The organism is Klebsiella sp. P1954, assembly GCF_018199955.1.
GTDB classification, from domain to species: domain Bacteria; phylum Pseudomonadota; class Gammaproteobacteria; order Enterobacterales; family Enterobacteriaceae; genus Klebsiella; species Klebsiella pneumoniae.
In genome coordinates this window covers 4,010,950-4,022,556 of the sequence record NZ_CP073373.1, presented here as the reverse complement: position 1 = coordinate 4,022,556, position 11,607 = coordinate 4,010,950, and the positions used below count along the sequence as shown (strand labels likewise).

The following is an 11,607-nucleotide window of genomic DNA, read 5'->3' as shown; positions in this document are numbered from 1 at the left end:
AGGGGGTATCTGTGGCTGTTCATCTGTTAATCGTCGACGCGTTAAATCTGATCCGCCGCATCCACGCGGTGCAGGGTTCACCCTGCGTCGATACCTGCCTGCATGCCCTGGAGCAGCTGATTGTCCACAGTCAGCCCACCCACGCAGTGGCGGTGTTCGATGATGAGGATCGCGCCCACGGCTGGCGCCACCAGCGCCTGCCGGAGTACAAAGCCGGCCGCGCGCCGATGCCGGAGACGCTGGTCGCCGAGATGCCGGCGCTGCGGGCCGCCTTCGAACAGCGGGGGATCCGCTGCTGGGCCTCGCCGGGCAGCGAAGCAGACGATCTCGCCGCCACCCTGGCGGTGAAGGTGGCCCAGGCGGGCCATCAGGCCACCATCGTCTCCACCGACAAAGGCTACTGCCAGCTGCTGTCGCCCACCATCCGCATCCGCGACTACTTTCAGAAGCGCTGGCTGGACGCCCCCTTCATCGCCAGCGAGTTCGGCGTCACCCCGGAGCAGCTGGCGGATTACTGGGGGCTGGCGGGGATCAGCAGCTCGAAGGTGCCGGGCGTGGCGGGCATTGGACCCAAAAGCGCCGCCCAGCTGCTGAACGAGTTTCAGGACCTGGAGGGGCTGTACGCCCGTCTGGCCGAGGTCCCGGAGAAGTGGCGTAAAAAGCTGGCCGCGCATCAGGAGATGGCCTTCACCTGCCGGGAGGTGGCCCGCCTGCAGACCGACCTCCAGCTGGACGGCAATCTGCAACAGCTGCGGCTGACGCGCTGACCATCGTTAAGAGGTGCGCCGGTGCAGGGTGACTGCCTCCGGCACTGCCTGCTTTACCCGGGCCAGGCAATCACCAGGCCGCCTGATATAACCCGACGATATCCGCCAGGCTCGCCTCGCGCGGGTTGCCGCCGGTACACACATCCGCCAGCGCCGCCTGGGCCAGCGCCGGAATATCCTCTTTCCTGACGCCCACCTCGCGCAGATGGCCGGGAATACCGACATCGCGGTTAAGCTGGCAGACCGCCTCTACTGCCGCCTCGCGCGCGGCGGTCAGGCTTAACGCTTCCACCCTGACGCCCATCGCCCGGGCGATGTCGCGATATTTTTCCCCGGTCGCCTCAGCATTAAAGCGCATCACGTGCGGCAGCAGGATGGCATTCGCCACGCCGTGCGGCGTGTTGTAAAAAGCGCCGAGCGGATGCGCCATACCGTGTACCAGGCCAAGCCCAACGTTGGAAAATCCCATCCCCGCCACATACTGGCCGAGCGCCATAGCTTCCCCCGCGCCGGCGTCGCCGGCAACCGAGCCGCGCAGCGCGCCGGCGATGATCTCGATGGCCTTGAGGTGCAGAGCATCGGTCAAAGCCCAGGCGCCGCGAGTGAGGTACCCTTCGATAGCATGCGTCAGGGCGTCCACGCCGGTAGCCGCCTTCAGCGCCGGCGGCATAGCGTCCATCATATCGGCATCGATAAAGGCCACCTGCGGAATATCGTGCGGGTCGACACAGACGAATTTGCGCCGCTGTTCTTCATCAGTGATGACATAGTTAATCGTCACCTCCGCCGCGGTACCCGCGGTGGTCGGCACCGCGAAGATCGGCACGCTGGGCTGACGGGTGGGCGACAGCCCCTCGAGGCTACGGACATCGGCGAATTCCGGGTTACGCTGAATAATACCGATCGCCTTACAGGTATCCTGCGGCGAACCGCCGCCGATGGCGATCAGGTAATCCGCCCCGCTGCGTTGAAAGGCCTGCAGCCCCTGCTGGACCACGGCGATGGTCGGGTTAGGGATCACGTCGCTGAATATATCCCATGCCAGCCCGGCGGCATCCAGTTTGTCGGTGACTTTCGCCGCCACGCCGCAGCGGGCGAGAGTGCTGTCAGTGACGATCAATGCTTTACGATAACCGCGCCGCACCGCTTCATCGGTTAATGCGTTTATCGCCCCCCGGCCAAACCATGCCGTTTCATTGAGGATCATTCTGTTTGCCATCGTGGCTCTCCTGTTAGCGTTGCGGCATCACTCTTCAATGCGTAATCCGTAGGTTTTGAACTTCTCCAGCACGATGGCGATCGCCTCGTCATCCAGCACCGGGACCGGGTCGGTAATCGCCAGCGTACTGAGGTAGAGCTGGGCCAGGACCTCCACTTCATGCGCCAGCCAGAGCGCTTTCTCCAGGCTGGCCTCGCAGGCGATCAGGCCGTGATGCTGCAGCAGCGTGGCTTTGCGGTGCTTCAGCGCCACCGCGACATGCTCAGACAGTTCGCGGGTGCCGAAGGTGGCATAGGGCGCGCAGGGGATCGAATTCCCGCCGGCCGCGGCGATCATATAGTGGATGGCCGGGATGGGCCGGTTGAGGATCGACACCGCCGTACAATGGACAGCGTGATTGTGGACCACCGCCTGGGCATCGGGTCGCGTCTGGTAGGCCGCCTGATGAAAACGCCATTCGCTGGAGGGCAGTTTTCCCTGCTCATGCTGGCCCTCGGCATCAATAAAGACGATCTTGTCTTCCGTCAGCTTTTCATATGGGATACCGGTAGGGGTGATCAGCATTCCTCCCTGATAGCGCACGCTGACATTGCCGGCGGTCCCCTGATTTAACCCCAGGCGGGTCATTTCCAGGCAGGTATCGATAATCTGCCGGGCCAGTCTGTTTCTTTCCATTGCGTTCCTCTTTTGGTGACTCATCATCCATCAACGGCAGGGCAACAGAAATATCGTCGGCTACCGTGGGATAGGGTGAATAATGGTCTTCATCATCAACCTGAATATTCAAAGGGGAATTTTCATGATTATTTTTTGTGAGCCGCGTCAATTATTCCGCCATGAATAAAGCAACCATGCCCATTACGAGAGAGATTAAAATGCCCGTTCTTAATAATATTTCATCAAGCGGGCATTTTATTTCTTTGTAACATTTGCCCGTTTTCCACGATATATATTCATTCGGTCATTAGCGTTGTGGTTTTGTGAATTTATTTTCTCAAACGGTCAGCGTTTTTGAAAAATTAAAGTGACAACAATCACATAAAATGGCCCACAGTACGTTAAGTGTGACCATCATCATATTAACAGACGGTTTTTATTTGAAAATGAAGCCATGAGTTCCGCCGTGACTTTCATTTCACTCACCGGCGCGTCACCTGAGCTCACTTAATTTTGCGGTCTGCTGCAGCACCAGACTGCGCCCTGAATGCTGTTGTAAATGCTTCTGAACTGATGAGGACGCTATGGGAAACACAACGATACCAACGCAAAGTTACCGCGCCATGGAGAGCGGGCAGAGTAAGAGCTACATTATTCCTTTCGCTCTGCTGTGCTCCCTCTTTTTTCTGTGGGCGGTGGCAAATAATCTGAATGATATTTTATTACCGCAATTTCAACAGGCCTTTACCCTGACTAACTTCCAGGCCGGATTAATTCAATCGGCCTTTTACTTTGGCTATTTTATTATTCCCATCCCCGCCGGGATGTTGATGAAAAAATTCAGCTACAAAGCCGGCATCCTTACGGGGCTGTTTTTATATGCCTGCGGCGCCGCGCTGTTCTGGCCTGCCGCCGAAGTGATGAATTACACCTTATTTCTCATTGGATTATTTATTATCGCTGCCGGGCTTGGCTGTCTGGAAACCGCGGCCAACCCGTTTGTCACCGTCCTCGGTCCGGAAAGCGGCGGTCACTTCCGCCTTAATCTGGCCCAGACCTTTAACTCATTCGGCGCCATTATTGCCGTGGTATTTGGCCAGAGTCTTATTTTGTCTAACGTCCCGCATCAGCCGCAGGAGGTGCTGGATAAAATGACGCCGGAACAGCTCAGCGCCTGGAAGCACAGTCTGGTCCTGTCGGTACAAACCCCCTATATGATTATCGTGGCCATTGTCCTGCTGGTCGCCCTGCTGATCGTCTGCACCCGCTTCCCCTCCCTGCAAAGCGATGACCACAGCGACAGCGCGCAGAGCACTTTTTTCGCCTCGCTGACGCGCCTGATGCGCATCCGCCACTGGCGCTGGGCGGTACTGGCCCAGTTCTGCTACGTCGGCGCGCAAACCGCCTGCTGGAGCTACCTGATTCGCTACGCTATCGAAGAGATCCCGGGCATGACGGCCGGTTTCGCCGCCAACTACCTGACCGCCACCATGGTCTGCTTCTTTATCGGCCGTTTTACCGGCACCTGGCTTATCCGCCGCTTCGCGCCGCACAACGTGCTCGCTATCTATGCGTTTATCGCCATGCTGCTCTGTTTGCTCTCCGCCTTCAGCGGCGGCCACGTCGGTCTGCTGGCCCTGACCCTGTGCAGCGCCTTTATGTCCATTCAGTACCCGACCATCTTCTCGCTGGGGATTAAGCATCTGGGCCAGGACACCAAATATGGCTCGTCATTTATCGTCATGACCATTATCGGCGGCGGGATCGTTACCCCGGTGATGGGCTTTGTCAGCGACGCCGCCGGCAATATCCCGACCGCCGAACTGGTCCCGGCGCTGTGCTTCGCCATCATCTTTATTTTTGCCCGTTTCCGTTCACAAGCGGCGACGAACTAAACCTGTTATCCGCATAACCTGAGGGATCTGTAATGAAAAAAATCAGCTTACCGAAGATCGGTATTCGTCCGGTAATCGATGGTCGTCGCATGGGGGTCCGCGAGTCGCTGGAAGCGCAAACCATGAACATGGCGAAAGCCACCGCCGCGCTTATCAGCGAGAAACTGCGCCACGCCTGCGGCGCCCGGGTGGAGTGCGTGATTGCCGATACCTGCATCGCCGGCATGGCCGAGTCGGCCGCCTGTGAAGAGAAATTCAGCAGCCAGAACGTCGGCGTCACCATCACCGTCACCCCCTGCTGGTGCTACGGCAGCGAAACCATCGACATGGATCCGCTGCGCCCGAAGGCCATCTGGGGCTTTAACGGCACCGAGCGTCCGGGGGCGGTCTATCTGGCCGCGGCGCTGGCGGCCCATAGCCAGAAAGGGATCCCGGCGTTCTCCATCTACGGACATGACGTGCAGGATGCCGATGACACCTCGATCCCGGCGGATGTCGAAGAAAAGCTGTTGCGCTTCGCTCGCGCCGGCCTGGCTGTCGCCAGTATGAAAGGGAAAAGCTATCTGTCGCTGGGCGGCGTCTCAATGGGCATCGCCGGATCTATCGTCGACCACAACTTTTTTGAGTCCTGGCTCGGCATGAAGGTGCAGGCTGTCGACATAACGGAGCTGCGCCGGCGAATCGATCAAAAAATCTATGATGAAACCGAGCTGGAGATGGCGCTGGCGTGGGCGGATAAACACTTCCGCTACGGCGAAGATCAGAACGCTGAACAGTATAAGCGCAATGAAACGCAGAGCCGCGCGGTGCTGAAAGAGAGCCTGCTGATGGCGATGTGCATCCGCGACATGATGCAGGGCAACCCGAAGCTCGCAGAAAAAGGGCTGGTGGAGGAGTCGCTGGGTTACAACGCCATCGCCGCCGGTTTCCAGGGTCAGCGCCACTGGACCGATCAATACCCCAATGGCGATACCGCCGAAGCGCTGCTCAACAGCTCTTTTGACTGGAACGGGGTGCGCGAACCGTTTGTCGTCGCTACCGAAAACGACAGCCTCAACGGCGTGGCCATGCTGATGGGCCATCAGCTCACCGGCACCGCCCAGGTGTTTGCCGACGTACGCACCTACTGGTCGCCGGATGCCGTTGAACGGGTCACCGGGCAGCCGCTCACCGGGCGGGCGGAGCACGGCATCATTCACCTGATTAACTCCGGCTCTGCGGCGCTGGACGGCTCCTGCCAGCAGCGCGACGCGCAGGGCAATCCGACGATGAAACCCCACTGGGAGATTGAGCAGAGCGAGGCGGATGCCTGCCTCGCGGCGACCGAATGGTGCCCGGCGATCCACGAATACTTCCGCGGCGGCGGCTTCTCTTCCCGCTTCCTGACCGAAGGCGGCGTGCCGTTCACCATGACCCGGGTGAACATCATCAAAGGTCTGGGGCCGGTGCTGCAAATTGCCGAAGGCTGGAGCGTAGCGCTGCCCAAAGCGATGCACGACCAGCTCGACGCCCGCACCAACTCCACCTGGCCCACCACCTGGTTTGCCCCACGCCTGACCGGCAAGGGCCCGTTCAGCGATGTGTACTCGGTGATGGCCAACTGGGGCGCCAACCACGGCGTGCTGACCATCGGCCACGTTGGCGCAGATTTCATTACCCTCGCCGCCATGCTGCGCATTCCGGTCTGCATGCACAACGTGGAAGAGGCGAAAATCTATCGCCCTTCCGCCTGGGCCGCGCACGGCATGGATATCGAGGGCCAGGACTACCGCGCCTGCCAGAACTACGGGCCGCTGTATAAGCGTTAACAGGTTGGTTTCGCCCGGAGGCGCAGGCTTACCTGGCCTACAGACGCGCGCGGTCTGTAGGCCGGATAAGCGCTGCGCCATCCGGCAATGTTGTTTCGGGAGTCACTATGAAGCAAGACGTTATCCTGGTCCTCGACTGCGGCGCCACGAACGTGCGGGCGATGGCCGTGGATCGACAAGGGAACATTATCGCCCGCGCCGCAACGGCGAACGCCAGCGACATCGCGGCGGAAAAAAGCGACTGGCACCAGTGGTCGCTGGAGGCCATTATGCAGCGCTTTGCCGACTGCTGTCGGCAGATCCATGACCAGCTGGCCTCCTGCACGGTGCGCGGCATCACCGTCACGACCTTTGGCGTCGATGGCGCGTTGGTGGATGAGCAGGGCGCCCTACTGTATCCGATCATCAGCTGGAAATGCCCGCGCACCGCGGCGGTGATGGAGAATATCAGCCAGTATATGCCCGCGCGCCAGCTGCAGCAGATAGCCGGCGTCGGCGCGTTTGCGTTCAACACCCTGTATAAGCTGGTGTGGCTGAAAGAGAACCACCCGCAGCTGCTGGCGCAGGCCCATGCCTGGCTGTTTATTTCATCGCTGATCAACCATCGGCTGACCGGGGAGTTCACCACCGACCTCACCATGGCGGGCACCAGCCAGATGCTCGATCTCCGGCAGCGCGATTTCAGCGCGCCGATCCTGCAGGCGACCGGCCTGCCGCGCCGCCTGTTCCCGCGGCTGGTTGAAGCAGGCCAGCCGATCGGCGCCCTGCTGCCGGAGGCCGCTGCGCTGCTGGGCCTCCCCGTCGGGATCCCGGTTATCTCGGCCGGGCATGACACCCAGTTCGCTCTGTTTGGCGCCGGCGCCGGGCAGGATGAGCCGGTGCTCTCCTCCGGGACCTGGGAGATCCTGATGGTACGCAGCGCGCAGGTCGACACCTCGCTGCTCTGTGACTACAGCGGCTCCACCTGCGAGCTGGACAGCCAGCCGGGCCGCTATAACCCGGGGATGCAGTGGCTGGCCTCCGGCGTGCTCGAGTGGGTGCGCAAACTGCTGTGGAGCGCTGACACCCCATGGCAGACGCTGATTGACGAAGCGCAGGCGATCCCGCCCGGCGCCCAGGGCGTCAGGATGCAGTGCGACCTGCTCGCCAGCCAGCACGCCGGCTGGCAGGGCGTCACGCTCAACACCACCCGCGGCCATTTTTACCGCGCCGCGCTGGAGGGGTTAAGCGATCAGCTGGCGCAGCATCTGCAAACCCTGGAAAAAATCGGCGGCTTCAGGGCGAAAGAGCTGCTGCTGGTGGGCGGCGGCAGCCGCAACGCGCTATGGAACCAGATCAAGGCCAACCGACTCGGGATACCGATCAAAGTCCTCGACGATGCCGAAACCACGGTGGCCGGCGCGGCGATGTTTGGCTGGTATGGCGTGGGCGAGTTCTCTTCGCCAGAACAGGCCAGAGCGCAGGTCGCGTACCGCTACCGCTATTTCTGGCCGCAAACTGAACCTGAACTGATAGAGGAAGCCTGAGATGCTCAAAACCATTTCCCCGCTGATATCGCCGGAACTGCTGAAAGTGCTGGCCGAAATGGGCCATGGGGATGAAATCATTTTTTCCGATGCCCATTTCCCGGCGCACAGCATGGGGCCGCAGGTGATCCGCGCCGATGGCCTGCGAGTCAGCGATCTGCTGCAGGCGATTATCCCGCTGTTCGAATTAGACAGCTATGCGCCGCCGGTGGTGATGATGGCCGCCGTCGAAGGCGATGCGCTCGACCCGACGGTGGAACAGCGCTATCGGCAGGCGCTCTCGGCGCAGGCCCCCTGCCCGGATATCGTGCGGATTGACCGCTTTGCCTTCTACGACCGGGCGCAAAAAGCCTTTGCGATCGTTATCACAGGAGAGTGCGCTAAGTACGGAAATATCCTTTTAAAAAAAGGAGTCACGCCGTAATCTCATGCCGGAGCGTCTGCCTGATGCAGACGCTCAATCAATGATGGGATGAGAATAAATGAAAGCAGCCCGCCAGCAGGCGATCGTCGATCTCCTGATCACCCACAGCAGCCTGACCACCGAAACGTTGTCAAAACAGCTCAACGTCAGCAGGGAAACTATTCGCCGCGATCTGAGCGAGCTGCAGGCGCAGGGCAAAGTGCTGCGTAACCACGGCCGGGCCAAAGTGATCCACCAGCGCAGCCAGGACAGCGGCGATCCTTTCCACATGCGCCTGAAAAGCCATTACGCGCATAAAGCCGACATCGCCCGCGAAGCGCTGGCCTGGATTGACGAAGGGATGGTGATCGCCCTCGATGCCAGCTCCACCTGCTGGTATCTCGCCCGCCAGCTGCCGGACCGCCCGCTGCACGTCTTTACCAACAGCCAGCCCATCTGCCAGGAGCTGGCCAAACGCGACCAGATCACGCTCACCTGCTCCGGCGGCACTCTGCAGCGGAAATATGGCTGCTACGTGAACCCGGCGCTGATTTCCCAGCTGAAATCGCTGGAGATCGATCTGTTTATTTTTTCCTGCGAAGGCATCGACCCGCAGGGCGCGCTGTGGGACTCCAATGCGTTCAATGCCGACTTCAAATCGATCCTGCTTAAGCGTGCGGCGCAGTCGCTACTGCTGATCGACAAAAGCAAGTTCAACCGCTCCGGCGAGGCGAGGATTGGTCATCTGGATGACGTGACGCATATTGTGTCGGATGCGCCGCAGCCTTAAGGGGAAGGCCGGAGGACGCGCACGCGTCTCCGGCCTGAGGGGGAAGGATTAACGCTCGTCGCGACGTCCGCCGACGGCGGCCCACAGGCGGCGCACGTGAACGGTCACTTCTTCACGATCGTGATACAGCTGACGCGCCTGGATCTGGGCGTTAACGCCGTGCTCGTCCAGCTGGGCCTGAATATAGGCCAGATTCTGCGACACCTCTTCATAGCGCTTTTTCATCGGCAGCTTGAGGTTGAAGATGGTCTCCCGGCACCAGCCGTTGACCAGCCACTGCGCCATCAGCGCCGCCACCTTCGCCGGTTTCTCCACCATATCGCAGACCATCCACGAGATGTTGTTGCGGTTCGGACGATAGCGGAAACCGTCTTCGCGCAGCCAGGTCACCTGGCCGGTATCCATCAGGCTCTGGGCCATCGGGCCGTTATCGACCGAAGAGACCCACATGTTGCGCTTCACCAGCTGATAGGTCCAGCCGCCCGGGCAGGCGCCGAGATCGACGGCATACATGCCGTTCGCCAGACGCTCGTCCCACTCGTCCGCCGGAATAAAGACGTGGAACGCCTCTTCCAGCTTGAGGGTGGAACGGCTCGGGGCGTCGGAGGGAAACTTCAGCCGCGGAATGCCCATATAGAACGGTGAGTTGTTGTTGCTGTATGAGTAGCCGGTATAGCAGCAGCCGGGTGCGATAAAGAACACATGCACCACCGGTCGCTTTGGCGTTTCATAGTTGGTCAGCACGCCCGCCTCGCGCAGCGCCGCGCGTAACGGCACCGTAAACTTGCGGCAGAACTTCATCAGCTCTTTGCTTTCGTTGGTATCCGCCACTTCCACACGCAGCTCGCCACCCTTCTCCACCACGCCCTGCAGCATGCCGACGATCGGGGTTATGCGATCCTCCGGCGGCAGGTCGCGCAGCAGTTCGCCGACCACAAACATCTGTCGGGCGAAAATCAGCGAGCTGAACGGCAGATCGCGCACCAGCTTCTCGCCGTCGTCCTGCTGATAACCTTCAAAAATTACATAGCCAGAGTCTTCTTTGACCCGGGCAAAACCAAACACCTCAAGGCGGGCTGCCTTATCGGTAATTTCTGCTGCGCACTCTTTCTCAAACCCAGGGCGACAATAGAGGACAACCTTATTCATGAACAACGCCCTTACGTTTCAGACGAATTGCACCAATTAACATTAAAACCCAACCGGCGAGGAAGCTTACGCCGCCCACCGGGGTCACGAACGCCCACAGACGTAAATGAGAGAGCGCCAGACAATAGAGGCTGCCGCTGAACAGCACGGTCCCTAACGCCAGAAATACGCTGCTCCAGTAGAACCAGATACTGATCCGACGCTGCATCGCCACCGCCAGACCAAAAATCGCCAGGGTATGGAAGGCCTGATACTCCAGGCCGGTATGGATCCAGGCCATCTCCGCCGCGCCGAGCGATTGACTTAAGACATGCGCGCCAAAGGCGCCCAGAGCCACAAAGATAAAGCCGCTAATCGCGGCGAATATCAGCATAAAACGGCTGGTCATGTTGTTACCCTACAAGTAATTATTGTTCATAACGAAAGCGGAATTTTTCTTGTTCACTTGCCGCTTTCGCCAGGATCCACTGCCGGAAAGCGGCTATTTTACCCAGTTCTGCCTGACTGTCATGGCAAACAAGGTAAAACGCATTCTTACTGACCAGAACATCATTAAACGGACACACCAGACGACCGGCTTCAATTTCGGACTGCGCCATGACGTTGTTGGCCAGCGCCACGCCCTGCCCGTGAATGGCCGCCTGCAGCACCATCGCGCTATGGCTGAAAATCGGCCCCTGCTGCACATTAATATGGCTTAGACCAAGCTGACGGGTATAAGTTTGCCAGTCGCGGCGGGACGCATCGTGAAGCAGGGTATGTTGCGCCAGATCGGCAGGCGTTTTCAATGCTTTGTCGCCGGTGAGCAAGAGCGGGGAACAGACCGGCAGCAGATACTCGGCGTACAATTTTTCCACACGCAGGCCCGGCCAGTTGCCGCGACCATAAAAAATCGCCACATCGACATCGTCCGCCAGCTTATCCTCCTGACGGTCCACCGCCTGGATCCTGACATCGATTCCCGGATAAGCTGAGTTAAAGCTTGTGAGTCTTGGCACCAGCCACTGAATGGCGAAACTTGGCAATAAACTGACCGTTAATGCCCCTTTGGCGCTGCGCGCCTGCAGTTTACGCGTCGCTTCCGTCAGTTGCGAAAAAATCTCTTTAATATCCTGAAAATAGCTCTGCCCTTCTTCCGTTAACAGCAGCGAACGATTGCGCCGACGGAACAGCTTAAGGCCCAGAAAATCCTCGAGAGACTTGATTTGATGGCTGACTGCGGCCTGCGTCACAAAAAGCTCATCGGCTGCCCGAGTGAAGCTGAGATGACGTGCGGCTGCATCAAAAACACGTAATGCATTCAGAGGTGGTAATCGCTTCGACATGGTTATTCTGGCTTAGATGTTAACTCAATTTAACAAATAGGAAACAATGATTAACCTATTAGTTTTTT

Annotated in this window: 11 protein-coding genes; 6 read left to right on the top strand and 5 right to left on the bottom strand. The window is 59.3% G+C overall.

What is annotated here, in order from left to right; genetic code table 11:
- Positions 1 to 11 precede the first annotated feature (11 nt).
- Positions 12 to 767 (top strand): flap endonuclease Xni, encoded by a 756-nt coding sequence (gene xni / locus KB890_RS19400; RefSeq protein WP_004142871.1) that lies wholly within the window; start codon positions 12 to 14, stop codon positions 765 to 767.
- 70 nt (positions 768 to 837) lie between these two features.
- Here xni and fucO read toward each other — a convergent pair whose 3' ends face one another.
- Positions 838 to 1,986 (bottom strand): lactaldehyde reductase, encoded by a 1,149-nt coding sequence (fucO, locus tag KB890_RS19395; protein WP_004181128.1) that lies wholly within the window; start codon positions 1,984 to 1,986, stop codon positions 838 to 840.
- Between the two features lie 27 nt (positions 1,987 to 2,013).
- The gene (gene fucA / locus KB890_RS19390; RefSeq protein ID WP_004181130.1) at positions 2,014 to 2,661 is read right to left on the bottom strand and encodes an L-fuculose-phosphate aldolase; all 648 of its coding nucleotides are present in this window, start codon (positions 2,659 to 2,661) and stop codon (positions 2,014 to 2,016) included.
- Between the two features lie 566 nt (positions 2,662 to 3,227).
- Between fucA and fucP the strand changes: the two genes are divergently transcribed.
- The 5 genes from fucP to fucR all read left to right on the top strand — a co-directional run bounded on the left by fucP (position 3,228) and on the right by fucR (position 9,065).
- A complete protein-coding gene (gene fucP, locus KB890_RS19385) occupies positions 3,228 to 4,538 on the top strand; it encodes an L-fucose:H+ symporter permease (RefSeq protein ID WP_004151076.1) in 1,311 nt (436 codons plus the stop codon).
- Positions 4,539 to 4,570: 32 nt separating this feature from the next.
- Positions 4,571 to 6,346 (top strand): L-fucose isomerase, encoded by a 1,776-nt coding sequence (gene fucI, locus KB890_RS19380; RefSeq protein WP_022631428.1) that lies wholly within the window; start codon positions 4,571 to 4,573, stop codon positions 6,344 to 6,346.
- A gap of 107 nt (positions 6,347 to 6,453) precedes the next feature.
- Positions 6,454 to 7,872 (top strand): L-fuculokinase, encoded by a 1,419-nt coding sequence (gene fucK, locus KB890_RS19375; protein WP_004181132.1) that lies wholly within the window; start codon positions 6,454 to 6,456, stop codon positions 7,870 to 7,872.
- A 1-nt stretch (position 7,873) separates the two neighbouring features.
- Positions 7,874 to 8,296 (top strand): L-fucose mutarotase, encoded by a 423-nt coding sequence (gene fucU, locus KB890_RS19370; protein ID WP_002915538.1) that lies wholly within the window; start codon positions 7,874 to 7,876, stop codon positions 8,294 to 8,296.
- Between the two features lie 58 nt (positions 8,297 to 8,354).
- Positions 8,355 to 9,065, top strand: coding sequence for an L-fucose operon activator (gene fucR, locus KB890_RS19365; RefSeq protein ID WP_004142883.1), 711 nt, complete (start codon positions 8,355 to 8,357; stop codon positions 9,063 to 9,065).
- A gap of 48 nt (positions 9,066 to 9,113) precedes the next feature.
- Here the strand turns inward: fucR and rlmM are convergent, their stop codons facing one another.
- Genes rlmM through gcvA form a run of 3 tightly spaced genes read right to left on the bottom strand, consistent with a single transcriptional unit; the run spans position 9,114 to position 11,539 of the window.
- On the bottom strand, positions 9,114 to 10,214 hold the full coding sequence (gene rlmM, locus KB890_RS19360; RefSeq protein WP_002915541.1) for a 23S rRNA (cytidine(2498)-2'-O)-methyltransferase RlmM: 1,101 nt from the start codon (positions 10,212 to 10,214) through the stop codon (positions 9,114 to 9,116).
- Positions 10,207 to 10,602 carry a DUF423 domain-containing protein gene (locus KB890_RS19355; protein ID WP_002915543.1) on the bottom strand — a complete coding sequence of 132 codons (396 nt, stop codon included), beginning with the start codon at positions 10,600 to 10,602 and terminating at the stop codon, positions 10,207 to 10,209. The genes rlmM and KB890_RS19355 overlap by 8 nt, the downstream gene beginning before the upstream one ends.
- Before the next feature lie 19 nt (positions 10,603 to 10,621).
- Positions 10,622 to 11,539 (bottom strand): glycine cleavage system transcriptional regulator GcvA, encoded by a 918-nt coding sequence (gcvA, locus tag KB890_RS19350; protein WP_002915545.1) that lies wholly within the window; start codon positions 11,537 to 11,539, stop codon positions 10,622 to 10,624.
- Between the last annotated feature and the right edge of the window lie 68 nt (positions 11,540 to 11,607).

Excerpts from the sequence above, each read along its gene's own strand:
- fucO (WP_004181128.1), bottom strand. The coding sequence starts at position 1,986 with ATGGCAAACAGAATGATCCTCAATGAAACGGCATGGTTTGGCCGGGGG.
- fucA (WP_004181130.1), bottom strand. The coding sequence starts at position 2,661 with ATGGAAAGAAACAGACTGGCCCGGCAGATTATCGATACCTGCCTGGAA.
- fucP (WP_004151076.1), top strand. The coding sequence starts at position 3,228 with ATGGGAAACACAACGATACCAACGCAAAGTTACCGCGCCATGGAGAGC.
- fucI (WP_022631428.1), top strand. The coding sequence starts at position 4,571 with ATGAAAAAAATCAGCTTACCGAAGATCGGTATTCGTCCGGTAATCGAT.
- fucK (WP_004181132.1), top strand. The coding sequence starts at position 6,454 with ATGAAGCAAGACGTTATCCTGGTCCTCGACTGCGGCGCCACGAACGTG.
- fucU (WP_002915538.1), top strand. The coding sequence starts at position 7,874 with ATGCTCAAAACCATTTCCCCGCTGATATCGCCGGAACTGCTGAAAGTG.
- fucR (WP_004142883.1), top strand. The coding sequence starts at position 8,355 with ATGAAAGCAGCCCGCCAGCAGGCGATCGTCGATCTCCTGATCACCCAC.
- rlmM (WP_002915541.1), bottom strand. The coding sequence starts at position 10,214 with ATGAATAAGGTTGTCCTCTATTGTCGCCCTGGGTTTGAGAAAGAGTGC.
- KB890_RS19355 (WP_002915543.1), bottom strand. The coding sequence starts at position 10,602 with ATGACCAGCCGTTTTATGCTGATATTCGCCGCGATTAGCGGCTTTATC.
- gcvA (WP_002915545.1), bottom strand. The coding sequence starts at position 11,539 with ATGTCGAAGCGATTACCACCTCTGAATGCATTACGTGTTTTTGATGCA.